Origin of the sequence: Glutamicibacter sp. NPDC087344 (assembly GCF_044744225.1) — a bacterium.
In the GTDB taxonomy this organism is placed as follows: domain Bacteria; phylum Actinomycetota; class Actinomycetes; order Actinomycetales; family Micrococcaceae; genus Glutamicibacter.
Genome location: NZ_JBIUXY010000009.1, coordinates 135622 through 158179, shown reverse-complemented (window position 1 = coordinate 158179; position 22558 = coordinate 135622). Strand labels below are relative to the sequence as shown.

Genomic DNA, 22558 nt, shown 5'->3' with positions numbered 1-22558 from the left:
TAACCGGCACCGGAGCCCATTGTGCGCGCAGGCCTAGCGGTTGAACTTTTCGCCGTTGACTCGTTCGGAAGCGCCCGACTGGTCCAGGTACGGGGTGATGCCGCCCAGGTGCATCGGCCAGCCGGCTCCGGTGATCATGCACAAATCGACGTCGGCGGCCTGGGCGACCACGCCTTCGGCAAGCAGCAAACCGATTTCCTGGGCCAATGCGTCCTGGACCCGGGTGAGGATCGTCTCGGCGCTCGACGGGTTCTCGCCCTGCACAATCACCGCGGCGGCCGCCGGGTTCAGCACCTGCGCGCCGTGTTCGCCGCTGATCCACAGCGAGGTGACCTTCGCCTCGATCAACCTGGCGAGGTTCTCGGAGACCGCGAATCGTGTCCCGAAGGCCGCATGCAGCGATTCGGTGACGTGCTGCGCGACCGGCAGGCCCACCATGCCCAGCAGCGTGAACGGGGTCATCGGCAGGCCCATGCTGTGCAGGGCCTGGTCCGCGGTGGCGGCGTCGGTGCCCTCGTCGAAGGCGGCCTGGACCTCGCTGAGCATCCGCAGCAGCACCCGGTTGACCACAAAGGCCGTGGCGTCGGCGGTGCGCACCGTGGTTTTGCGCAATGCCTTGCCCAGCACAAAGGCCGTGGACAGCGAGCTGTCGCTGGTCCATCCGGTGGCCGCGATCTCAAGCAGCGGCATCACCGCGACCGGGTTGAAGAAGTGGAATCCGACCAGCCGCTCGGGGTGGGCCAGGTCCCGGCCCATTTCGGTCACCGAGAGCGAGGAGGTGTTGGTGGCCAGCACGCACTCGGGCGAAACCACCGCCTCCACCTCGGCGAAAACCTGCTTTTTCACGCTCAGCTCTTCGAAGACGGCCTCGATCACAAAGTCCGCGTCCGCGAAAACATCCTTGGTGACCGAGCCGGAGACCAGGGCCTTGGCGCGGTTGAGCGCATCCTGGCTGATCCGTCCCTTGGCCAGCTGCTTGTCCAGTTCGCCGTGGATGTACGCCAGGCCCTGATCGATGCGCGACTGGTCCAGGTCCGTGATGACTACCGGCACGTTCAGCCGGCGGACAAAGAGCAGCGCCAGTTGGCTGGCCATCAACCCGGCGCCAACCACCCCCACCTTGGTCACCGGCCGCGCCAGCTTGGGGTCCGGTACGCCGGAGGGGGATTTGCCGCGTTTTTGCACCAGGTCCAGGAATGCATACACGGTGTTCTGGAATTGCGGGCTGCCGATCAGCTCGGTGAGCGCCTGGATTTCCAGCGTCGCGGACTGCGGCTGCGTGAGGTTCAGGCCCTCGCGGAAGAGGTCCAGGACCTTGGAGGGGGCCGGGGCCGCTCCGTGCAATTTTGCGTCGACCAAGGCTTCGGCCCGGTCGGCCGCCGCGAGCCAGCGGTCGGCCACCGCCGGGTCGGAGGGGTCCACCGCGTGGGGGCGCGCTACCTGCACCGCGCCGCTCAGCACATCGTCGACAAATCCCACCGAATGCTCGATGAAGTCCGCCGGCTCGAACAATGCATCGGCCAGCCCCATGGAATACGCGGCCGAACCGCTCAGGGTGCGGTTGTTGGACAGCGGGTTCTCGATCATCACCTTCAGCGCGTTCTCCGGGCCCACCAGACGCGGCAGCCGGTACACCCCGGCCCAGCCCGGGACCAGTCCCAAAAACGCCTCGGGCAGGCCCAGCGCGCCGGCCGCGGTGCTGAGCGTGCGGTAGGTGCAGGCCAACGCGATCTCCAGCCCGCCACCCAAGGCCAGCCCGTTGATGAACGCGAAGGTCGGCACCCCCAGGTCGGCCAGCAGATCGTAGGCATGGTGGCCCAGGGCGGCCATGGCGGTGGCTTGCTCGGGGGAGCTGAGGCGGGTGACCGCCGACAGGTCGGCCCCGGCGATCAGGAAATGCGGTTTGCCGGTAATGGCCAGGGCATGGATCTGCCCGGCCTTGGCGCGTTCGGCCTGCACCTCAAGGACCGCACGCAGTTCAAGCAGGCCGTTGGGGCCCAAGGTCGTGGGTTTGCGGTGATCCAGGCCGTTGTCCAGGGTCAGCAGCGCCAAGGTTTTGCCGCCGGACAGCGGGACATCGCTGATCAGGCTGTGGGTAACGGTCTCATCGTGCATCAACTCGGCTAAAGCCAGGTGCTCCGGGGAGGTGGTGGTGGTCATGGTGTTTCTCCTTTAAGCCGTGGTCTCGCGCAGCGCGGTGCCGAAGTCCGGGTGGTGGGGGTTTTCCCAAATCACGGTGCCGCCCATGCCCAGGCCGATGCACATGGTGCTCAGCCCGAAACGGACCGAGTGGTCCTGGTCGAATTGGCGGGCCAGCTGGGTCATCAGCCGCACCCCGGAAGCTGCCAGCGGATGGCCCACGGCGATCGCCCCGCCGTAGCGGTTCACCCGATCGTCGTCCTGGTCGATGCCGTAGTGGTCCAAAAATGAGAGGACCTGCACGGCGAATGCCTCGTTGATTTCAAACAGGCCGATGTCGTTGATGCCCAACCCGGCCTTGGCCAGCGCTTTCTCGGTGGCCGGCACCGGGCCGTAACCCATCACGTCCGGGGCGACACCGGCGAAGGCGAAGGAGACCAGCCGCATCTTGGGGGCCAGGCCCAGCTCGCGGACCGCCGCCCCGCTGGCCAGCAGCGCCGCGGTGGCCCCGTCGTTCAGGCCTGCGGAATTGCCAGCGGTGACCCGACCGTGGGCGCGGAAAGGGGTGCGCAACTCGCTCAGGGATTCGAGGGTGGTGCCCGGGCGGGGCGGCTCGTCGCGGGTGTGCACCGCCCAGCCTTCGCCGGGGCGTTTGGCCGCGACGGGCACCAGATCCGGTTGGATCTGCCCGTTGCCGTAGGCCGCGGCGAGTTTGGCTTGCGAGGCAACGGCATAGCGGTCGGCGCGGTCCTTGGTGATCGCGGGGAAACGGTCGTGCAGGTTTTCGGCCGTGTTTCCCATGTTCAGCGCCTGCGGGTCCACAATCCGTTCGCTGACAAACCGCGGGTTGGGGTCCGCCCCGGCGCCCATGGGGTGGTTGCCCATGTGCTCGACGCCGCCGGCGATCACCAGGTCGTAGGCGCCGAAGGCAATACCGCCGGCGGTGCTGGTGACCGCGGTCATGGCGCCGGCGCACATCCGGTCGATGGCGTATCCGGGGACCGATTGGGGGATGCCGGCCAGCAGCGCGACGGTGCGCCCGATGGTCAGCCCCTGATCGCCGCTCTGGGTGGTCGCGGCCAGTGAAACCTCGTCGATCCGTCCAGCGGGCACCAGCGGGTTGCGCTCCAGCAAACCGCGCACGGCCTTCACGGCCAGGTCGTCGGCCCGGGTGCCGTGGTAGATGCCCTTCTCCCCGGCACGGCCAAAGGGGGTGCGGACCCCGTCGACAAAGACGACGTCGCGGTCGTTGAGCAGGTTATGCACGTTGTTCTGCGCGGTCGGGGCGGTAGCACTCACCGTCGGGCTCCTTGCTGCGTAGGTTCTGCCTGTCGTTTGCACGGCAGCGGCCACCATCACTGTGACCTAGAACATACGTTACTCATGAGTAACATTTAGCGCAAGTGCGTTTCTTCACCCTCCACGGTGAGCGATGCGGTGATCCGGCCCCAAAACAACATGCCGCAGCCGCACCCGATGCTCCGGGTGCGACTGCGGCATGCGGTCTGCGGCTGGCTGCTTACCCCTTCAGCGACGCGGCCAATCGGTCGGCGAGCAGCTCGCGCTGCCAGGGCCTGGCTCCGAGGTCCGCCAGGCGCTGATCCACCGAGCCTTCGCTGATCACCGCCGGGGGAGTCCAGCACAGTTCACGCAGGAATTTGGGGCTCAGCAGGTTCTCCGCAGGAATGTTCCACTGCTCTGAAACCTCCGCGAGCAGCAGTTTGGCGGCGCCCAGGCGATCGGCGGCCTTGGGGTTTTTCTCGGTCCACGCCCGCGGGTTGGGCAAACCCGACTTGTCGGAGCGCAACTCGGGCAGATCGCGGGTGCTGCGCCCGCGCTGCACCGCATCCAGCCAGCGCGGGGCGTCGCGTTTGACGCTGCGCCCGTGGAAGCCGGGAATCTGAAGCAGCGCCGGCACCGAGCTTGCCCGGTGTTCGATCGCCGCCATGATGGCGCGATCGGGCAGCAGCCGCCCCGGTGCGACGTCGCGGCTCTTGGCCAGCGATTCGCGCGAGAGCCACAGTTCGCGGGCCACCGCGAGATTACGCTTGTTTTTGATTTTGTGGATCCCGGAGAGCTTGCGCCACGGCTCGCTGACCAGGCTTGGCTCGGCGGGTTGCAGCTCGTATTCGAATTCCTGGCGGGCGAACTCCAGCTTGCCCTGCTCTTCGAGCACCCCGGTGATGGCGGCCCGCAGCTCGTGCAGCACCTCGACATCCAAGGCCGCGTAGCTCAGCCACGACTGCGGCAGCGGGCGGGTAGACCAGTCAACGGCCGAATGCTCCTTGGCAAGTTGCAAACCCAAAAGCTGGGCGACCATGGTGCCCAGGGCGACGCGCGGGAATCCAGCCAGGCGCCCGGCCAGCTCGGTGTCGAACACCGCGGTGGGGGCCATGCCCAGGTCGTTGAGGCAGGGCAGATCCTGGGTGGCCGCGTGAAGGATCCACTCCTGCTCGTTGGCAAACTCGACCAGCGGGGTCAGGTCTTCCAGGGTTTCCGGGTCGATGAGCCAGGTGCCGGCACCGTCGCGTCGAATTTGCAATAAGAAGGCGCGTTGTCCGTAACGGAAGCCGCTGGCGCGTTCGGTGTCAACCGCCAGGTCTCCGGTGCCTTCACGCAACGCACGCACCGCACGCCGCAGGGCAGGCGGGGTGCTGATCACTTCCGGGATGCCCTCGCGTGGTGCGGACAACGGGATCAACGGCGGCGTTTCGGGCTGCGGATCATCGGGGGCGGGCAACGGTGCGGTCGGCTGGGAATGGCTCATGGTGATTCCATTCTAAGTCCGAGCCGCGAGGTTCGTGGTCAGCTCAACCGGCGGCGCGGTAATTGTTGCACCCCGTCGGGCAGCGGTGGCAGCCCCGCAAAGGTGCAAACCATGTCCGCCCAGGCGCTGAGGTGCGCCCCGAGGTCTTGGGAACCGGGGGACCAGGAAGCCCGCAGCTCGATGTCGATGTGATCCTGTTCCCCGGCCATATTGCCGAAGGATTCGGAGATCACCCGGGTGGCGGTGCCCCCGGCGGAGTGGTAGTTGATATCGCGTTCGCGCAGCGCGTCTTCCAGCCAGCTCCAGGCGACCGAGGCGAGCATGCTGTCCTGGCCCATGTCGTTTTCCAGGCGCGCTCGAATATAGGTGACGATGCGGAAGCAGCCGTTCCACAGGTCTTGGCCTGCAGGGTCGTAGAGCAGGATGAAACGCCCGGTGGCCAATTGTTCGGCCGGTTTGAGGAAGGGGGTGCGTCCCATTTCCTTGCCGATGCGTCCGTGGCCGGGCCCTTCGTGTTCCAGCACGTCGCCACTGAGAGCCAGGGCAAAGGGGGCCAAGCGTCCGGGCGCCGGAATCTCGGTGAATCGAAGCTCCTTGCGCACCGTGGCGCGGGACAGGTCGTCCAGGGCTTTGGCGAAGGCCGGCGGGATGGCGGCGGCGGGGGATTCGTGGGTCACACTCAGAGTCTAAAACGCGCCGCACCGCTGGTGCGGTACGGCGCGCCGGTCGACCGATGCCGAGCACCGGGAGCGGGGTTACGCGGTGGCGAACTGCCCCATCAGCTGTGCAAGCTTGGTGGTGAAGGCGTCCACGTCGGCCTCGGTGGTGTCGAAGGAGCACATCCAGCGCACCTGGCCTGCGGCGCGATCCCAGTCGTAAAAACGGAAATGCTCGCGCAATTCGTCGCTGACCTCGGTCGGGAGCTGGGCGAAAACCCCGTTGGCCTGGGTTGGGTACACCAGCTCCACCCCGTCGATGCGCCGCACCGCGTCGGCCAGCCGGGCGGCCATGGCATTTGAATGGCCGGCCAGCTCGCGCCACAACTCGGTGCCGTACAGTTCCAGCAGCTGGACGGAGACGAAACGCATCTTGCTTCCCAGCTGCATATTCATCTTGCGCAGGTATTTCATGTCGGCGGCCAGCTCGCTGCGCAGGGTCAAGATCCCTTCGCCGAGCATCATTCCGTTTTTGGTGCCGCCCAGGGAGACGATGTCCACCCCGGCATCGGTGGTCAGCTCGCGCAGCTCGACCCCCAGGGAGGCGGCCGCGTTGGACAAACGTGAACCATCCAGATGGACCTTCATGCCCAGCTGGTGGGCGTGGGTTGTGATGTCCTTGATTTCCTGCGGGGTGTACAGGGTTCCCAGCTCGGTGGCCTGGGTGATCGACACCGCCAAAGGCTGCGCCCGGTGTTCATCTCCCCAACCCCACGCCTGCTGGTCGATCAGCTCGGGGGTCAATTTGCCGTCGGGGGTATCAACCTGCAGCAGCTTGAAGCCGCCGACCCGTTCGGGTGCGCCGTTTTCGTCCACGTTGATGTGGGCGCTGGAGGCGCAGATGACAGCGCCCCAGCGGGGCAACAGCGACTGCAGGGCCGTGACGTTGGCACCGGTGCCGTTGAACACCGGGAAAATCGCCGCTTGCTCACCGAAGAGCGAACGCGCCAGCGCATCAAGCTGTTCGGTGTACTGGTCCTCGCCGTAGGAGATCTGGTGTCCGCCGTTGGCGCGGGCGATGGCCTCAAGGATGCGCGGGTGCACCCCGGAGTAGTTGTCCGACGCGAATCCACGCAGGGTTGTATCGTGGCTGGTGCTCATGGTGTCAAAAAATCCTTATGGTTGTTGCGATCGGCCGGTGGGCCGAAGAATGTGGTGAGGGCGCAACCCGGCACCCGTACCTCGCGGTGGTCAAGTGCGTTTCTGGGTGCCAGCGGTGGCGCGGCGGGGCAGCGGGTGCAGGTTAGGTTTTGGGTGCTGCGTCCGCCGCAGGTTTCGCGGCTCGCGGCAGCTTGATGCGGGTCCCGTTGAGGCCTGTGGCCTCGGGCTGCAACAGATCGACAGCGGCCTGCGCGAGATCCTGCACCGAGGTAGATCCTGCCGGGCTCTGCTCGGCAGGCTGATCGCTCAGGGACTTGACCACCCAGCTCACGGCCGCTGCCTGCGGGGCTTGTTTGGTGAACAACCGGGCCACGGCATTGACCCAGTGCTCCGCGGCGGCCTTCAGGGCGCCGTAGTTCGCGTTGGACGGGGTCGGATTCAGCACCGCGTCGGAGCTGACGATCGCCAGGCGCCCGGCCTCGGAGCCAACCAAATCGTCAACGAATACCCGGGTGGTATTGCGCAATGTGGTCATCACCGACTCGTGCAAAAAGTCCCAATCCTCGTCGTCCTGGCCGACGATCGAGGCGCCGCCGCGCCACCCGCCCACCAGGTGCAACAGCACGTCGATGGGGCCATGTTGGTGGTGAATGGTGTCGCGCAGGTGCTCAACGGCCTGCAGGTAGCTCAGGTCGCATTGGTAGCGCAACACTCCGCGCGGCATCCGTTCCACCAACCGGTCGGCATCGCTGCCTACAGCAAGCACCTTGGCGCCTGCGGCCATCAGCGCCTTGGCGCAGGCAATACCGGAGGCCGAGGTGGCCCCGGCGATGAGTACCACCGGGGCCTTACGGCCTGACTGCTCTGGGACCACTGTTTGTTCGCTCACGTTCCTAGCCTAATTCAAGCTGGCGCAAAATGGAGGGCTTAGATCTCGGTGGCGCCAGTCATCCCGCGGGTTGATTCGATGACTGAGGTCATCTTTTTGGACAGCGCCTCGTAGAACATGGACAGCGGGAACTCGTCGTCCATCACCTGGTCGGTAATTTCACGCAGGGGTGCGGTCAGCGGCAGGGCATCTGGCCCCTTGGCCCACCGCGAGGCGGGGTTCGGCGTCACGGTGCTGGAAACCAGCTCATAGGCGGCCAGCCAGTGCGCCAGCTTGGGGCGGTCGATGGACTTCCAGTAGAGTTCGTCGATCGAGTCGCCCAGCGCGGCGACCACCTCGGGAACCTCGGCCCAATCGATGCGCAGCTTGGTGTCGGTCCAATGCAAAACGTGGTGCTGATGCATCCATGCGAAGAGCAGCTGCCCACCCAAACCGTCGTAGTTGCGCACCCGCGACCCGGTGATCGCAAAACGGAAAATCCGGTCGAAGATCACCGCGTACTGCACCAGCGTGGCCATTTTGGCGGTCTTCTGATCAACCGCTGGATCCGCGGCGATCTTCATGCACTCGCGGAATGCGGTCAAATCGCAGCGAAGCTCCTCCAAGGAGTACAGGAAAAACGGCATCCGCTGCTTGATCATAAATGGGTCGAAGGGCAAGTCTCCGCGCATGTGGGTGCGGTCGTGGATCAGATCCCACATGATGAATGCTTCTTCGGTGAGTTTCTGGTCCTCCAGCAACTCCGCCGCATCTGCGGGTAGTTCCAGGTTGGTGATCTGCGCGGCGGCCTTGAGCACCTTGCGGAAGCGTGCGGCTTCGCGGTCCTGGAAAATCGCGCCCCAGGTGAAGGACGGGGTTTCACGGATGGCAACGGATTCCGGGAACAGCACGGCGGAGTTGGTGTCGTAGCCGGCGGTGAAATCGATGAATCGCAGCGGCACAAACAACTTGTTGGTGTAGGCGCCAGCTTCCAGCTCGGAAATGAAGTCCGGCCAGATCACCTGAACCAGCACAGCTTCAAGGAACCGGTTGGTTGAGCCGTTCTGGGTGTACATCGGGAAAAGCACCAGGTGCATCAGCCCGTCCACACGCTGGGTCTGCGGCTGGAATTGCACCAGCGAGTCCAAGAAGTCGGGGACCGCGAACCCCTGATCGTTCCAGCGCTGCAGATCGGCCACGAGCTGGTCGAGGTACTGGGCGTCGTGAGCGAAGTATTCGCGCAGGTCCTGAACGGAGGCGATGATGGTCTCGATCAGCTCGCTAGCGCGGGTAGCCTGCTGCTTGTCGGCCAGGGAGCCGTCCTTGAGCTGAAGACCCTGGAATTCACTCGCGGCGGACTTCAGCGCCAGCCATGCGTCGGACTGCGCAATGAGTTGGGCGTCGGCTGGGCTGGTTGGCCGTGGCTCTGCGGAAATCTGGGTCATTGAGATACACCTTCTTCTTCGGTAGGGCAGCGTTCGGTTGCTAGCTAGAACGCTACGCCTAACCAAAGAAAAAGTAATCCTAAGTCACCAGTGAATAAGGAGATCTTATTCATGGGGTGACCTCGGTCGCTTCACCCTGAGGGCTGTTTAGCCCTGGGCCTCACGCAACGAGAGACTCAACGAGTTCATGCAGTACCGCAGATCGGTGGGGGTGCCGAATCCCTCGCCCTCGAAGACATGTCCCATGTGCGAGTCGCACTTGGCGCAGCGCACCTCAACACGCTTCATGCCCATTGATTCATCGGTGATGTAACGTACACGGTCTTCGGCCAACGGGGCGAAAAACGACGGCCAGCCGCAACCGGCATCAAACTTGGTGGTACTGGCGAATAATTCGGACCCGCAAGCGCGGCAGGCATACACCCCCTCGGTGGTTGTGTCCCAGTATTCCCCCGTGAACGGGCGTTCGGTGCCGGCCTGCCGCAAAATGTGGAATTCCTCGGGGGACAGAACCTGCCGCCAATCGATCTCGGCGGGGTTCTGATCTTCGGTGCTCGGGTTTTCGTTCATACTTAGGAAACTACATCCATGGCCTAATGATTCCCAAGACGTGATCTGCAAAAATAAAACCATGGCTCGAAAAATCGTCGACACGCTCGAACCGCGTAAAACAGTTCCCGCGACCCTGATTGGTATCGGGCTCGGTGTGGCCGCAGGCTCCCTGGTCGCCGCCAGCGTCTCGGCGCTGGCCGGCTACTTCGCCCGCCGAGTGGTGACCCCGGAAGAGCGCCGCGCATCGAACGCGGTGATCCGCGAGATCGCTACCGACGCACACGGCAAACTGTGGATGCACCTGGCCCGCGATGCCGAAACCGCCGAACCTGGGGGATGCACCTTTTTGGCGGAGTTCGACGCGTGCGCGCTAAGGCTCTCGGCGCCGCAAGAGGTTCCCGGCCGGCCAAAACTTGTGGCTCGGCAGATCGAAGCGGTGTATCGCGGGAACCTCGAAGGGGTCAAACGCGGCTACCTGTCCGGAGCCATGTACGAGCACCCGTCAGACCTGGGCTTCCAGGCCACCGACGTCAACGTCAACCTTGAGATCGGCGACGGCCCGGCCTGGCTGGTCCCGGGGACAACGAACCCGGATGTCTGGGTCATCGGGGTTCACGGGCGAGGTGCCCGGCGCACCGAATCCATTCGAGCACTGCCGGCCCTCGCCAAGACCGGCGTCAGCACCTTGCTGATGAGCTACCGCAACGACGGGCTGGCACCGACTGGACCCGACGGACGGTACGGGCTGGGTGACACCGAATGGCTGGACGTGGAAGCGGCAGTCCACTTCGCTCGTTCGCACGGGGCGAAACAGATCATTCTCTTGGGCTGGTCCATGGGGGGAGCCATCAGCCTGCAGATGGCCGACCGCTCCGACCTGGCCCACCTGGTGGATTCGCTAATGCTGGTCGGGCCGGTGATCAACTGGGTGGATGTGCTGTCCCATCAGGCCAGGGCCAACAAGATCCCGCAGTCGGTGGGCCGGTTCGGTCAATGGTTGCTCTCCAACGAAGCCGGGCGCTGGATCACCGGGCAGGCCGCCCCGGTGAATCTCAAGCGGCTGAACTGGGTGGATCGCGCGGCTGAACTGACCCACCCAATCCTGCTCATGCACAGCAAGGACGACCAATTTGTGCCCCATGGCCCAAGCCTGAAACTCGCCCAGCTGCGCCCGGACCTGGTGAGCCTGAAAACCTTCACCAACGCCGGCCACACCAGGGAGCCCAACGTGGACCCAGAGGGTTTTGCGCAGGCGGTCAGCGACTTCGTCACCGCGCGCATTAACGCACACGAAACGGCGTAGCCGCTGCGTCGAGCGAAAACACCTAGGTGGTGCAGATGGCGGCCCACACGGCGTCGGTAACCGTCGCCGCATCCTCCGGGGCGAGTTCGAGGCTGAATCCGCGCCGCCCGCCAGAGATGAAAATCGTCTCGAATGCGCGGGCGCTGCGATCGATGACCGTTCGGGAACTCTGCCGCTGGCCAAAGGGAGAAATGCCGCCTAAAACGTAGCCGCTGCGTCGCGCGGCCGCACTTTTGTCAGCCATCTGCACCTTCTTGGAGCCCAAGGCCGAACCGACCGCCTTCAGATCCAGCATGCTGTTCACCGGTACCACCGCAATGGCCAGATCCTGGGTCGCGGTGGGACCGGTGGAAACCATCAGCGTCTTGAACACCCGATCACCCGCTACACCGAGCTGCTGCGCTGCCTCGGCTCCATAACTGTCGGCTGAGTCGCTGTGTGTGTAACTATGCGTCACGTAGCTGATGCCGGCGGCATCCAGAGCGGCGGTCGCCGGCGTAGAGGCCGCGTGTTTCTTTTTGCCCAAGAGCGTTGTCATCCTTCCTGCGTTGGGACCGTGTGATTGCGCCGTTAGCCGGCAAGCTGTTCGTTGATCTGCCGCTTGATCCGGCCGAGCATCGCGCTCATGCCACGCATCCGCAGCGGCGACAACGCACGGGTCAACCCCAGCTGCTGCGGCATGTCATCGGGCACAGCCAAAATAGACGCGGCGCTGTGCCCATCTAATCCGGCGGCCAACACCGAAGCGAAACCGCGGGTGGTTGGCGCCTGCGGGGGTGCGGAGAAAAACAGGCTCACCGGGTTTGAGGCCTCTGCGGAAACCTCGACCACCAAAAACAACGGCGACTGGCACTCCACCACCTGTTCGAAAAGTTCAGGATGCTCGGCCAAACGCTCGGGAAGCTCCGGCAGCTCCCGGGAGTACTCCAACAACAGTTCGAGCCGGTCTGCCTCCGGAACTTCGGTGAACTCCTCGATGATCTCGCCAAGTTCGGCCGGAATCTGGCTCATGCGCGTACCCCGCGCCCTGCTGGGACCTCACCCGGTTCGGCCCCGCGCACGATCGGCACACCCACCGCATTACCCCATTCGGTCCATGACCCGTCGTAATTGCGCACGGTATCGAAACCAAGCAGGTGCTTGAGCACAAACCAGGTGTGGCTTGAACGTTCACCGATCCGGCAGTACGCGATCACCTCATCACCGGGCTTCAGTCCTGCGTCATCGAGGTAGATCGCCTCCAGCTCCTCGCGTGAGCGGAACGTGCCGTCCTGCGCGGCGGCCTTGGCCCAAGGCACCGAGGCGGCGCTGGGGATATGGCCCCCGCGCAGCGCCCCCTCCTCCGGATACGCCGGCATGTGGGTGCGCTCGCCGGTGTATTCCTCGGTCGAACGCACATCGATCAGCGGGTTGCCCAGATGCTGCAATACCTCTGGGAGGTAGGCGCGAATCTTGCTGTCCTCGCGTTGCACCACCGGGTATTCGCTACGGATGGCTGCCGGTTTATCGGTGGACAGCTCTCGCCCTTCGGCGATCCACTTGTCACGGCCGCCGTCCATCAAACGGACATCTTCGTGGCCGAACAGGGTGAAGACCCAGAGCGCGTAGGCGGCCCACCAGTTGGATTTGTCACCGTAGATCACCACGGTGGTCTCACGGCTGATCCCCTTGGCACGCATCAGCGAGGCGAACCCCTCACCGTCAACGTAATCGCGGGTGAGCTCGTCGTTGAGTTCGGTGTGCCAGTCGATCTTCAGCGCCCCTGGCACATGCCCGGTGGAGTACAGCAAGATGTCTTCATCGGACTCCAGCACCACCAGGCCCTTGGCACCGAGGTTCGCCTCGACCCATGCTGTGGAGACCAGTCGTTCGGGGTGGGCATACCCTGCATACTTCTCGTTCGACTCAACGGGCAATGGCATTTTTATCACGTTCCTTCATGGTTTCGAGCTCACGGGAGTGCCCCGCAAAGCACTTGCTCTGACTCTAGACTAGTGCTCCGCGCAGATCGGCACTGTGTGGGGTATGACATTTCACCATCTCCGAGTGCCATTCAAGGTAAACTGGCCGATGGGCTGCCCGCGGGTGGCCAGCACCTCACCGCACTCAACCGAAGGATCCCCGAGAGCCCATGGCGACGATCACCCACCTGAGCGAGACCATCCCGCAGTTGTCGATCGACGAACTGCTCGCCGGATTCCATCCGTCATACCGCTTTGGTGAGGTGTCGTTTAATACCTACCGGCCGGACCCCAACCAGCCTTCGCAGACCGAGGCGGTCAACAAACTCACAAGCTTCGCCGAATCGGTGGGCAAGGGCACCTCGGGTTCCTTCTTGACCAAGTTGTTCGGCAAGAAAAAGGAAACCAAAAACGGCATCTACCTCGATGGCGGTTTCGGTGTGGGCAAAACGCACCTGCTCGCGTCGTTGTGGCACGCGGCCCCGGGACGCAAGGCCTTCGGGACCTTTGTTGAATACACCAACCTGGTCGGCGCGCTTTCCTTCCGCCAAACCGTGGACGTGCTCAGCCAGTACTCGCTGGTTTGCATCGATGAATTCGAGCTGGACGATCCGGGGGATACCGTGCTGATGTCCCGGCTCATGCGCGAGCTATCCGACGCAGGCGTGAAACTCGCGGCAACGTCCAATACCCTGCCCGGTGCATTAGGTGAGGGACGCTTCGCCGCGGTTGACTTCCAGCGGGAGATCAAAACCCTTTCCGAGCAGTTCGACGTCCACCGTGTCGAAGGTGAAGACTTCCGCCACCGCGGCCTGCCGGAAGCGCCCAAGCCGTTGGAGGATTCGACAATCGAGGATTTCGCCGCGGATCGTTATCCAGGCAAGACATTGGCTGTGGATAACTTCGCCGATCTGGTGGCGCACCTGTCCAAGGTTCACCCCTCGCGCTACCGGCAGTTGCTCGCGGAAACCGACACACTGGTCCTGCATGATGTCGACACGATCACCGACCAGGCCATCGCCCTGCGTTTTGTGGTGCTGGCCGACCGCCTGTATGACAAGGACGTGCCGATTGTCGCCTCGGGCAAACCGTTCAGCGAGCTGTTCACCCCGGAAATGATGGCTGGCGGTTACCAGAAGAAGTACTTCCGAGCCGTCTCGCGCTTGACCGCCCTGGCCCGCGAGGGCCAGATCGGGGACGCGGCGCTCTAAGAAGCCGAACTACCACCGCGACGTCATCGTCGGGCGATCACTCGCTCGGCGATGATGTGCGTTAACAGCCCGATCACGAGGGCCCAGAACGCCCCGCCGATACCGAACAGCGTCACGTTCGCGGCCGCCACGAGCATGGTGGCTAACGCGCTGAGCTGCCAGCGTGGCTCCTTCATCGCACCGAGCATCGCGTTGGACAGCGTTGCTAACAGGGCCAATCCTGCTGCAGCTTCGAAGAGTCCTGCGGGGGAGAGGGTTGCCAAGGATGCAACGAGCGCCGAACCCAACGCAAAAATCAGGTAAAACACTCCCGAGGAGGCCGCGGCCTTCCAGCGCGCATTCGGGTCCTTGCCTCCGGCTGGGCCCGCGGAGAGGGCGGCGGAAATTGCAGCCAGATTAATCGCGTGGCCACCGAACAGCGCCCCGGCTGCACTGCCGAATCCGGTAGTCAACATGCTTGAACGCCACGGAGTGGTGAATCCGAAGGAGCTCATAACCGCGACCCCTGGGATGTTCTGCGAGGCCATGGTCACGATAAACAGCGGCAGGCTGATGCTTGCCACGGCTTGCCACGAAAATTCTGGTGTCACAAATTCAAGAGTCGGCAGAAATTCTAGCTGCGAAAACGAATGAGAGTTGGCAATTGAGTACAGGCCGTAGGCCACCGCGCTGAGCATGCTCAGCGCAACCGCGTAACGCGGCAAAAAACGCAGCCCGATGAGGAAGACCAATAGGATGAGCACCGCCGGTACCGGGATGCTTCCCAACGCGGTGAACGGTTTCAGGCACAGCGGAATGAGAACACCGGCCAGCATTCCCTGGGCGATCGGGACAGGAATCGCGCTCAGCAGGCGATGCAGCGCCGGGACGAGCCCGGTGAGCATAATTAACACTCCGCTGACGATAAACGCCCCCACCGCCTGGGGGAACGTAAAACTACCCGGTGCGAGGCTAGCCAGCAGGGCCGCGCCAGGTGTCGACCAGGCGATGGTCATCGGCACGCGGTGCCGTATCGACAGGGCGAGCGATGCCAGGCCAACAAGGAATGTCAACACCAGCAGGCCGGATGAAGCCTGTGCGGCGCTTGCCCCGGCCTGCAACAACCCGGTCAGCACCACCGCAAACGAGGCAGTGAACCCCACCATCGTGGTGACGAATCCGGCCAGTACTGCTTCGCGGGGCAGCCCCGGTACGCTCAAGTTGTTACTTCCCATATATATTTTCTATCGCTTCAATGGCTGAGTAGGAAATTTCAAGACACCGGTGACCAAGATATGGGATCGAAAACATAGAATGTGTCGGTCAACGCAGAAAAGCGCCACCCAATCGGGTGACGCTTTCCTACGTGCTTAGGGGAAGATCAAAGCTCTATTGACCGACCTTTAGGCCTGGTCTTTCGAGCCAAGGTTGCCCAGGAAGTTCTTAGCTCCATCCTGAACGCCATCGACCTTGTCGGCGTACTTTCCGCCGGTCTTCTCGTCGATGAAATCCCCGGCCTTGTCGATGCCGTCTGCGATCTTGTCAGAGTTTGCACTAGCGAATTCGCCAGCCTTCTGTGCCAGTCCTTCGACCTTGCCCTTTAGCTCGTCAAAACCTGCCAATGGACACCTCCCTTCAACACGGAGAGCCTGTTGCCCTCAACTCCTGCGTCCATCATAGGGTCCCGTACGAAGGTTGGGTAGCGCTAAGCCGACGCAGCAGTGGAAAGATCAGCGATCCAGACTTCGGTCCCGGTGCTGACTAGGCGATTAATAGGGGTTTCGCTGAGAAAGAAACTTAGGACCCATGCCGAAGCATGAGTCCTAAGTTCTATGGAGCGGTCAACGAGGTTCGAACTCGCGACCTCAACCTTGGCAAGGTTGCGCTCTACCAGCTGAGCTATGACCGCAGGATTTATATGAAGTTATGGAGCGGTCAACGAGGTTCGAACTCGCGACCTCAACCTTGGCAAGGTTGCGCTCTACCAGCTGAGCTATGACCGCATGAATACTGAAAAGTATTCAGTGCGCGATACTGGGATCGAACCAGTGACCTCTTCCGTGTCAGGGAAGCGCGCTACCGCTGCGCCAATCGCGCCGAAGATTCACGAATGAATCTCGACAGAATTCACATTTTACCGATGAATTCTTGGAGCGGTCAACGAGGTTCGAACTCGCGACCTCAACCTTGGCAAGGTTGCGCTCTACCAGCTGAGCTATGACCGCATATATTTAGTTATGAAATTCGTCGTCTGGTCAACCACGAGTTCCGTGCGCGATACTGGGATCGAACCAGTGACCTCTTCCGTGTCAGGGAAGCGCGCTACCGCTGCGCCAATCGCGCAAAAAAGATGAACAATTTTCATTGTGAGGTGGGGACGGGATTCGAACCCGCGTAGACGGCTTTGCAGGCCGCTGCCTCGCCTCTCGGCCACCCCACCATACTGACCAAGGTCAGTTGACTAATTTTACCTAGTCGATGCATCTTTTTGCGAGCGGACAACGAGGTTCGAACTCGCGACCTCAACCTTGGCAAGGTTGCGCTCTACCAGCTGAGCTATGTCCGCAAAATGTTTGTTTTCGGAACGTTTTCGTTCTTTCCAACGAGTAAAAACTCTATACGAGATTTCCCAAGCTTCCAAATCGAATTGCTGAGATCTGGTTCACAAGCCCGGTTTTCCGCGGAAATCCGCGGAAAATTTCATAAATGCATGGCGACTAGGGACAAAGTGTCAACTAGCGGTGCGATCATCGTGTATATGACGTCACCGAAACTAGCGATTCAAACCGATCTTGGCCGTATGTACAGCCGTCACGTTGGCGGTGAGGCGAAGGTTCCATCGATTACAACAATCATTGGCATGGACCATATGGACCTCACCGGTTGGGCCGGATACCTGGCCGCCAAGTCCCTCTCGGAGGACACCCGCCTGGCGGCATCGATAGCAGACCCGGGTCGCATGCGGTCCTTAGTCCGTGATGCTGCCTCGGCGGCCGAAAGGTATCGCGACGCGGCTGCGGCCCGCGGGGATCGGGTCCATAACTATGCGGAGCAATGGGCCTTGGCCGAGTTGGGACTGCCGCACGAGTTAGGCCAAGCCCGCGAGGCCATTGAGTCTCATGGCGAGCGGGACTACGTGGCGCATTTTGAAACCTGGTGGCGGGATTATCGTGTGGAGCCGGTGGCGGCGGAGGTGACCGTATGGAATGAGAGCATCGGATACGCGGGAACCATTGACCTGATTGCGCGAATTGGCGGACGCGATTGTTTGATCGACTACAAAACTAAAACCGCTGATCGCGATGGAATTGTGAAAAAACCCGATGACAAAGTCATGATGCAACTGGCCGCGGCATGCAAGGCCGAGGAGCGGATCGTTGACGCGCACGCCGGCAGCTGGGAACCCTGGGGCTATGGAACGGACATGATGCTGCTGGCGGTGGCGCTTGGACCGACCGGAAGTCGGACCTTTATGGCTCCCGAAGCGGTGCTGCCCGATTACTGGGCCAAATTTTATGCGTTGCGTCGCAATTGGGAAGCTGCGTTCAAGATTTCGCAATCGCGGGCCACCCTGATGGAAGTCACTGCTCCACCTCAGCGCTAGCCGGCGCCGAGCACGTAGACTGGATGGGCTTGGGTCAGCCGCGGCTGAACTGGGCGATTCACCTAGGACAACAGAAGGCAGTCGGAAGAATTATGGCAATTTTGGGAATTCGGATCATCGGTGATCCAGTCCTTCGCACCCCAGCGCAGGAGGTGACCGAGTTCGGCCCGGAAATCCAAAAGCTGGTCGAGGACATGGACCAGACCATGGAAAACGTCGACGGTGCCGGCTTGGCCGCTCCGCAGGTCGGCGTATCACTGCGTGTCTTCACCTACCAGATCGGCGACGAACGCGGCCACATCATCAACCCCGTGCTCGAGCTGAGCGAGGACTACCAGGAAGATCAGGTCGAAGGCTGCCTGTCGATCCCCGGTATCGCCGCCCCGGTGCCACGCCGCAGGCAGGTGCGCGCCACAGGATTCGACAAGTACGGCAACCCGTTGGTGATCGAGGGCGAGGGCATGCTCTCGCGTTGCGTGCAGCACGAGACCGACCACCTGGACGGCATCCTCTTCCTGGATCGCCTGCCCGCCGAAGCGAAGAAGGCCGCCTGGCGCAAGCTGCGCGCCACCAATTATTCGCAGACCGCGAAGCAGACCGTTGTCGAACGCTCCGGATCGCTGGGGTCCAGCTTCGGTGCGGGATTGGGGAAATAACCCATGCGCATCCTTTTCGCCGGCACCCCGCAGGTCGCGGTCACCTCGCTGAATTCCTTGCACGCGGCAGGATTCGAGATCGCCGCCGTGCTCACCCGCCCCGACGCGCCGCTGGGCCGCAAGCGGGTGCTGACCCCTTCACCGGTCGCCGCCCGCGCCGAAGAACTCGGCCTGCCGATCATCAAGGCCGCCAAGATCACCGCGGATCTCACCGATCAGCTGCGGGCACTTGACCTGGATGCGGCGGCGATCGTCGCCTTTGGCGGCCTGGTGCCCGAAGCCGCGCTGGCGGTGCCGCGTCACGGGTGGATCAACTTGCACTTCTCGCTGCTGCCGCAATGGCGCGGCGCGGCCCCGGTGCAACATTCAATCATCAACGGCGATGACATCACCGGCGCGGTCACCTTCCAGCTGGAGAAGGGGCTGGATACCGGCCCGGTGTTCGGCCAGGTGACCGAGGTGATCAACGAGCTGGATACCGCCGGGATCATGCTGGAACGGCTCAGCGCCTCCGGCTCGATGCTGCTCGTGCAGACCTTGCAGGCACTTGACGCCGGCCAGGGCGTCGCGGTGCCGCAGGCCGGATCGCACACCTACGCGCCGAAGATCACCGATGCGGACGCGCAACTGGACTTCACCCGCACGGCGACCGAGGTCCGGCGTCGCGCCCACGGCACCACACCCTTCCCCGGGGCGTGGAGCACCGTGGAAGGCCAGCGCTACAAGTTCGGCCCGCTGCGCGAACGCCGCGACGTGGCGGATTTGGCACCCGGCGAGCTGCGCATTGTGCCAGGCAAACAACCAACCGTGCTGATCGGCACCGCCACCTGGGCGCTTGAACCAACCATGATTCAGCCTCCGGGCAAAAAGATGATGAACGCCTCAGATTGGGCTCGCGGCATGCTGAGCCAGGGAACGGAAGTGAGCTTCGCATGAGCGCGAATGAACAGCGCGGGGATTCCCGCGGCGAGCGGCGCAAGCCGGAGCACGGCGACGGCCAACGGCGCAATGAGGCCGGCCGCACCCGTAACCGCGGCCAGGGCGGGGGACCGCGGAAGTATTCGCAGTCGGCCCCCGGCCAGCGTAAACGCAGCGCCGACCCGGCCCGCCTGGTGGCTTTCAAAACCCTGCGCGAGGTCTCCGGCGCGGATGCCTACGCAAACCTGGTGCTTCCCAAGCTGATCCGCGAATACCAGCTGGATCGCCGCGATGCCGGTTTCGCCACCGAGCTCGCCTATGGCGCGTTGCGGGGGCAGGGGCTGTACGACGCGATCCTCACCACGCTGGTCGACCGCCCGCTGCCCGAACTGGACCCCGCCATCCTTGACGCCTTGCGCCTGGGGGCCCACCAGTTGCTGGCCATGCGGGTGCCTAAACACGCGGCGCTGGATGAAACCGTGTCACTGGCCCGCGCGCAGATCGGCGCCGGACCGTCGGGGCTGATCAACGCGGTGCTGCGCCGGGTCAGCGAACGCGACAGCGAGCAGTGGGTGGCGCAACTGACCGCCGCCGCCGACGGGGAGGTGGCTCAGCTGGCCATCGAGCATTCCCACCCGGAATGGATCGTGCGTGCCCTGCGCGGCGCGTTGATCACCCACGGGCGAGATCCCGGCGAGCTGAGAGCGCTGCTGGAAGCGGACAACGCCGCCCCGGTGGTTAACCTGGTGGCGCTGCCAGGCCTGGGGGACCTTTCCGGTGCGCTGGATTCCGGCGCGGAACCGGGCACCTTGCTGGCAGATTCGGCAACCTACAAACACGGCGACGTGGCCCGGGTTCCCGGGGTGCGCGAAGGCACCGTGCGGGTGCAGGATGCCGGAAGCCAGGTGATGGCCCGGGCGCTGGCGAACGTGCAGCTGCCGGCGGCAGGTGATGACCGTTATTGGCTGGATCTGTGCGCGGGCCCCGGTGGCAAGGCCGCGCTGCTCGGCGCGTTGGCGGTGCAGCGCGATGCCCGACTGACCGCTAATGAGCCAACCGCCCACCGGGCGCGCCTGGTGGAGAACTCCATGGATGCGGTGCCGCACGATTACTGGATGCTCACCAGCCAGGACGGACGAAGCTACGGCGGGGAGGACTACGCCGGGGACTACGACCGCATCATGGTTGATGCGCCCTGTTCCGGGCTGGGTGCACTGCGCCGTCGCCCCGAGTCGCGCTGGCGCAAGGCTCCCCGCGATATCCCGGAGCTCACCGCGCTGCAGGGGGAGCTGCTGGATGCCGCATTCAGCGCCGTGCGTGTGGGCGGGGTGATCGGCTTCGTCACCTGCTCGCCGCACCAGGCCGAAACACGCCTGGTGGTGGAGGACTTCCTCAAACGCCACCCGCAGGCGGCGCTGCTGGACACCGGGGCCGAGGTCGCCAAGGTGATGTACCCCGACGCGCCTGCCGCCGGCCATGCCCTCGGCGAGGGCACCACCGCCCAGCTGTGGCCGCACCTGCACGGCACCGACGCGATGTTCATGGCGCTGTTCACCAAACAGGCGCCGACCAACTAGCCGCCGAACGCGTCACCAACTGCCAGCGTTCACCCGAACGCTGGCAGTATTGTTTAAACACCAATTCGCACCGTTAAACCCCAAGGAATCTTGATGAGCGCCGCGCGTATCCACCCTTCGATCCTCTCCGCCGACTTCGCCAATCTGGAGCGCGAGCTGGAACGCATCCACACCGCGGACGGTGTCCATGTGGACGTGATGGACAACCACTTCGTGCCTAATCTGACCCTGGGTAAACCGGTGGTGCAGGCCTTGCAAAAGGTCAGCAAGCTGCCCATCGACGTGCACCTGATGATCGAAGACGCCGATCGCTGGGCCCCGGAATACGCGCAACTCGGGGTGGACTCGGTAACCTTCCACGCGGAAGCCTCCGCGGCGCCGATCCGATTGGCCCGCGAGCTGCGCTCGGCCGGCGCCAAGGCGTCCATGGCGTTGCGCCCGGCTACACCCATCGAGCCCTACCTTGACATGCTCGGCGAGCTGGACATGGTGCTGCTGATGACCGTTGAACCGGGATTCGGCGGGCAGGAATTCCTGGACCTGGTGCTGCCCAAGATCCGGCGTGCCCGGGCCGCCATCGACGGGAGCCAGAAACCCATTGCGCTGCAGATCGACGGCGGGGTCTCCCGCGACACGATCCTGCGTGCCGCCCAGGCCGGGGCCGACGTGTTTGTGGCGGGCTCGGCGGTCTACGCCGCGCCGGAACCCTCGGTGGAAATCGACGTATTACGCAATCTTGCACTCGGTGCGCACTGAAGCGCTCCAAAGTATGCAACAATATCGAATGTAAACGTAAATACGTGCTCCGGGGTCGGTGAAAGTCCGAACCGGCGGTAATAGTCCGCGACCCGCGTCCGAGGCCACAAGCCAAGGAAGCGGTTGAGCCGGTGGAATTCCGGTACCGACAGTTAAAGTCTGGATGGGAGAAGCACGAATTTGATTTGCCTTGCGGTTTTGCCGACGGCTCCCTCACAGCGGAGCCGTATTTCTCGGCACACCTGAGAGGTCCATCAAATGCACACCCCCGGAGCCGCCGCTTCGAGAAGGGTGGAAAGATGGATTTCCTGCGGTGGCTCATTGAAGCTTTTAACTCACAAATAGTTCTCGGTTCGTCGGCGCTGCTGGTGCGCGAGGTCGTCGGGAACGTCTTCGGCTTGGCCAGTGCGGTGGGCGGCATGCGCCGCAAGGTCTGGGCTTGGCCGGTGGGTATCGTCGGCAACCTGTTGCTGCTGACAGTGTTCCTCGGCAGCCTGTTCGACACCGACTACGCCGCGAACCTCTGGGGCCAGGCCGGTCGCCAAATCATGTTCATCGCGGTCTCCATTTTCGGCTGGTACCGCTGGAAGCAAGCCCGCGATGGCGGCGGGAGCGCCGTGACACCGGTCTGGGCCGGCAACAAGGTCCGGATCTCGCTCATCGCGGCGCTCATCCTGGGAACCATCGCACTGACCCCGTTGTTCCGCATCCTCGGCTCCTACGAGCCGGTGTGGGCCGACGCCTGGACCTTTGTCGGATCGCTGCTGGCAACCTTCGGCATGGCCAAGGGCTGGGTCGAATTCTGGCTGATCTGGGTCGCGGTCGACGCGGTCGGGGTGCCGCTGCTCTTCTCCGCGGGATATTACGCCAGCGCCTTCATGTACCTGTTCTACGGGGCATTCACGCTGATCGGGTTCTTCGTCTGGGCGCGGGCCAAAAAGGGGTCCAAGCCGGCGGTGGAAACCGAACTGCCAGACCCGACCTTGCAGCACGGGCGGTAACCCA

At 63.5% G+C, this 22558-nt stretch carries 21 protein-coding genes, 7 tRNA genes and 1 riboswitch; of the genes, 8 read left to right on the top strand and 20 right to left on the bottom strand.

The features are described from left to right. Window positions 1–33: 33 nt before the first annotated feature. The 8 genes from ACIOWL_RS16350 to msrB all read right to left on the bottom strand — a co-directional run bounded on the left by ACIOWL_RS16350 (window position 34) and on the right by msrB (window position 9606). Window positions 34–2160 (bottom strand): 3-hydroxyacyl-CoA dehydrogenase NAD-binding domain-containing protein, encoded by a 2127-nt coding sequence (locus ACIOWL_RS16350; RefSeq protein WP_400387410.1) that lies wholly within the window; start codon window positions 2158–2160, stop codon window positions 34–36. A gap of 12 nt (window positions 2161–2172) precedes the next feature. Next, entirely contained in the window at window positions 2173–3438 is a 1266-nt protein-coding gene (locus ACIOWL_RS16345; RefSeq protein WP_400387407.1) for a thiolase family protein, read from the bottom strand. A gap of 220 nt (window positions 3439–3658) precedes the next feature. Further along, window positions 3659–4906: an HRDC domain-containing protein gene (locus ACIOWL_RS16340; protein WP_400387404.1), complete on the bottom strand. Its 1248-nt coding sequence runs from the start codon at window positions 4904–4906 to the stop codon at window positions 3659–3661. Between the two features lie 38 nt (window positions 4907–4944). Continuing rightward, complete coding sequence (locus tag ACIOWL_RS16335) at window positions 4945–5583, bottom strand: DUF3000 domain-containing protein (RefSeq protein WP_400387401.1); 639 nt, start codon at window positions 5581–5583, stop codon at window positions 4945–4947. A gap of 78 nt (window positions 5584–5661) precedes the next feature. Continuing rightward, on the bottom strand, window positions 5662–6723 hold the full coding sequence (locus tag ACIOWL_RS16330) for a threonine aldolase family protein (RefSeq protein WP_400387398.1): 1062 nt from the start codon (window positions 6721–6723) through the stop codon (window positions 5662–5664). 142 nt (window positions 6724–6865) lie between these two features. Continuing rightward, window positions 6866–7612, bottom strand: a complete 747-nt coding sequence (locus ACIOWL_RS16325) for an SDR family oxidoreductase (RefSeq protein ID WP_400387396.1) — start codon at window positions 7610–7612, stop codon at window positions 6866–6868. A gap of 38 nt (window positions 7613–7650) precedes the next feature. Beyond that, the gene (locus ACIOWL_RS16320) at window positions 7651–9036 is read right to left on the bottom strand and encodes a DUF6421 family protein (RefSeq protein ID WP_400387394.1); all 1386 of its coding nucleotides are present in this window, start codon (window positions 9034–9036) and stop codon (window positions 7651–7653) included. Window positions 9037–9183: 147 nt separating this feature from the next. Beyond that, entirely contained in the window at window positions 9184–9606 is a 423-nt protein-coding gene (gene msrB, locus ACIOWL_RS16315; protein ID WP_400387391.1) for a peptide-methionine (R)-S-oxide reductase MsrB, read from the bottom strand. Between the two features lie 61 nt (window positions 9607–9667). Between msrB and ACIOWL_RS16310 the strand changes: the two genes are divergently transcribed. After that, complete coding sequence (locus tag ACIOWL_RS16310) at window positions 9668–10891, top strand: alpha/beta hydrolase family protein (RefSeq protein WP_400387388.1); 1224 nt, start codon at window positions 9668–9670, stop codon at window positions 10889–10891. A gap of 22 nt (window positions 10892–10913) precedes the next feature. Here ACIOWL_RS16310 and ybaK read toward each other — a convergent pair whose 3' ends face one another. From ybaK to ACIOWL_RS16295, 3 genes are read right to left on the bottom strand one after another with little or no spacing between them, the layout of a single operon-like run. After that, complete coding sequence (gene ybaK, locus ACIOWL_RS16305) at window positions 10914–11417, bottom strand: Cys-tRNA(Pro) deacylase (protein ID WP_400387385.1); 504 nt, start codon at window positions 11415–11417, stop codon at window positions 10914–10916. A gap of 44 nt (window positions 11418–11461) precedes the next feature. Continuing rightward, complete coding sequence (locus tag ACIOWL_RS16300; RefSeq protein WP_400387383.1) at window positions 11462–11902, bottom strand: SufE family protein; 441 nt, start codon at window positions 11900–11902, stop codon at window positions 11462–11464. Next, entirely contained in the window at window positions 11899–12813 is a 915-nt protein-coding gene (locus tag ACIOWL_RS16295) for a sulfurtransferase (protein WP_400387380.1), read from the bottom strand. The genes ACIOWL_RS16300 and ACIOWL_RS16295 overlap by 4 nt, the downstream gene beginning before the upstream one ends. Window positions 12814–13022: 209 nt before the next feature. Between ACIOWL_RS16295 and zapE the strand changes: the two genes are divergently transcribed. Further along, window positions 13023–14063 carry a cell division protein ZapE gene (zapE, locus tag ACIOWL_RS16290; RefSeq protein ID WP_400387377.1) on the top strand — a complete coding sequence of 347 codons (1041 nt, stop codon included), beginning with the start codon at window positions 13023–13025 and terminating at the stop codon, window positions 14061–14063. A gap of 23 nt (window positions 14064–14086) precedes the next feature. On the opposite strand, the gene ACIOWL_RS16285 is transcribed toward zapE, so the two are convergent. From ACIOWL_RS16285 to ACIOWL_RS16245, 9 genes are all read right to left on the bottom strand, one after another. Further along, entirely contained in the window at window positions 14087–15277 is a 1191-nt protein-coding gene (locus tag ACIOWL_RS16285) for a benzoate/H(+) symporter BenE family transporter (protein ID WP_400387374.1), read from the bottom strand. A gap of 168 nt (window positions 15278–15445) precedes the next feature. Continuing rightward, the gene (locus tag ACIOWL_RS16280; RefSeq protein ID WP_400387371.1) at window positions 15446–15664 is read right to left on the bottom strand and encodes an antitoxin; all 219 of its coding nucleotides are present in this window, start codon (window positions 15662–15664) and stop codon (window positions 15446–15448) included. Window positions 15665–15875: 211 nt separating this feature from the next. Continuing rightward, window positions 15876–15951, bottom strand: a tRNA-Gly gene (locus tag ACIOWL_RS16275). Between the two features lie 18 nt (window positions 15952–15969). Further along, window positions 15970–16045, bottom strand: a tRNA-Gly gene (locus tag ACIOWL_RS16270). Window positions 16046–16067: 22 nt separating this feature from the next. After that, window positions 16068–16139, bottom strand: a tRNA-Val gene (locus tag ACIOWL_RS16265). A gap of 52 nt (window positions 16140–16191) precedes the next feature. Further along, a tRNA-Gly gene (locus ACIOWL_RS16260) sits at window positions 16192–16267 on the bottom strand. Window positions 16268–16313: 46 nt separating this feature from the next. After that, window positions 16314–16385, bottom strand: a tRNA-Val gene (locus tag ACIOWL_RS16255). Between the two features lie 26 nt (window positions 16386–16411). After that, window positions 16412–16482 (bottom strand) — tRNA-Cys (locus ACIOWL_RS16250). Window positions 16483–16535: 53 nt separating this feature from the next. Next, window positions 16536–16608 (bottom strand) — tRNA-Gly (locus ACIOWL_RS16245). A 294-nt stretch (window positions 16609–16902) separates the two neighbouring features. Here ACIOWL_RS16245 and ACIOWL_RS16240 point away from each other — a divergent pair. The 6 genes from ACIOWL_RS16240 to pnuC all read left to right on the top strand — a co-directional run bounded on the left by ACIOWL_RS16240 (window position 16903) and on the right by pnuC (window position 22554). Beyond that, entirely contained in the window at window positions 16903–17646 is a 744-nt protein-coding gene (locus tag ACIOWL_RS16240) for a cytochrome (protein ID WP_400387369.1), read from the top strand. 92 nt (window positions 17647–17738) lie between these two features. Next, on the top strand, window positions 17739–18302 hold the full coding sequence (gene def, locus ACIOWL_RS16235) for a peptide deformylase (RefSeq protein ID WP_400387366.1): 564 nt from the start codon (window positions 17739–17741) through the stop codon (window positions 18300–18302). 3 nt (window positions 18303–18305) lie between these two features. Then, window positions 18306–19238 (top strand): methionyl-tRNA formyltransferase, encoded by a 933-nt coding sequence (gene fmt / locus ACIOWL_RS16230; protein WP_400387363.1) that lies wholly within the window; start codon window positions 18306–18308, stop codon window positions 19236–19238. Further along, window positions 19235–20797: an RsmB/NOP family class I SAM-dependent RNA methyltransferase gene (locus ACIOWL_RS16225; protein WP_400387361.1), complete on the top strand. Its 1563-nt coding sequence runs from the start codon at window positions 19235–19237 to the stop codon at window positions 20795–20797. The genes fmt and ACIOWL_RS16225 overlap by 4 nt, the downstream gene beginning before the upstream one ends. A gap of 93 nt (window positions 20798–20890) precedes the next feature. Beyond that, entirely contained in the window at window positions 20891–21553 is a 663-nt protein-coding gene (gene rpe, locus ACIOWL_RS16220) for a ribulose-phosphate 3-epimerase (protein WP_400387359.1), read from the top strand. Between the two features lie 41 nt (window positions 21554–21594). Further along, a riboswitch (FMN riboswitch) is annotated at window positions 21595–21732 on the top strand. A gap of 120 nt (window positions 21733–21852) precedes the next feature. Further along, a complete protein-coding gene (pnuC, locus tag ACIOWL_RS16215; protein WP_400387356.1) occupies window positions 21853–22554 on the top strand; it encodes a nicotinamide riboside transporter PnuC in 702 nt (233 codons plus the stop codon). Window positions 22555–22558: the final 4 nt, after the last annotated feature.

What these genes read in the sequence shown, in the direction of transcription:
- ACIOWL_RS16225 (WP_400387361.1), top strand. Translation starts at nt 19,235, where the DNA reads ATGAGCGCGAATGAACAGCGCGGGGATTCCCGCGGCGAGCGGCGCAAG.
- zapE (WP_400387377.1), top strand. Translation starts at nt 13,023, where the DNA reads ATGGCGACGATCACCCACCTGAGCGAGACCATCCCGCAGTTGTCGATC.
- ACIOWL_RS16300 (WP_400387383.1), bottom strand. Translation starts at nt 11,902, where the DNA reads ATGAGCCAGATTCCGGCCGAACTTGGCGAGATCATCGAGGAGTTCACC.
- ACIOWL_RS16340 (WP_400387404.1), bottom strand. Translation starts at nt 4,906, where the DNA reads ATGAGCCATTCCCAGCCGACCGCACCGTTGCCCGCCCCCGATGATCCG.
- ACIOWL_RS16295 (WP_400387380.1), bottom strand. Translation starts at nt 12,813, where the DNA reads ATGCCATTGCCCGTTGAGTCGAACGAGAAGTATGCAGGGTATGCCCAC.
- ACIOWL_RS16285 (WP_400387374.1), bottom strand. Translation starts at nt 15,277, where the DNA reads ATGGGAAGTAACAACTTGAGCGTACCGGGGCTGCCCCGCGAAGCAGTA.
- msrB (WP_400387391.1), bottom strand. Translation starts at nt 9,606, where the DNA reads ATGAACGAAAACCCGAGCACCGAAGATCAGAACCCCGCCGAGATCGAT.
- pnuC (WP_400387356.1), top strand. Translation starts at nt 21,853, where the DNA reads ATGGATTTCCTGCGGTGGCTCATTGAAGCTTTTAACTCACAAATAGTT.
- ACIOWL_RS16240 (WP_400387369.1), top strand. Translation starts at nt 16,903, where the DNA reads ATGGACCATATGGACCTCACCGGTTGGGCCGGATACCTGGCCGCCAAG.
- ACIOWL_RS16330 (WP_400387398.1), bottom strand. Translation starts at nt 6,723, where the DNA reads ATGAGCACCAGCCACGATACAACCCTGCGTGGATTCGCGTCGGACAAC.
- def (WP_400387366.1), top strand. Translation starts at nt 17,739, where the DNA reads ATGGCAATTTTGGGAATTCGGATCATCGGTGATCCAGTCCTTCGCACC.
- ACIOWL_RS16350 (WP_400387410.1), bottom strand. Translation starts at nt 2,160, where the DNA reads ATGACCACCACCACCTCCCCGGAGCACCTGGCTTTAGCCGAGTTGATG.
- rpe (WP_400387359.1), top strand. Translation starts at nt 20,891, where the DNA reads ATGAGCGCCGCGCGTATCCACCCTTCGATCCTCTCCGCCGACTTCGCC.
- ACIOWL_RS16320 (WP_400387394.1), bottom strand. Translation starts at nt 9,036, where the DNA reads ATGACCCAGATTTCCGCAGAGCCACGGCCAACCAGCCCAGCCGACGCC.
- fmt (WP_400387363.1), top strand. Translation starts at nt 18,306, where the DNA reads ATGCGCATCCTTTTCGCCGGCACCCCGCAGGTCGCGGTCACCTCGCTG.
- ACIOWL_RS16310 (WP_400387388.1), top strand. Translation starts at nt 9,668, where the DNA reads ATGGCTCGAAAAATCGTCGACACGCTCGAACCGCGTAAAACAGTTCCC.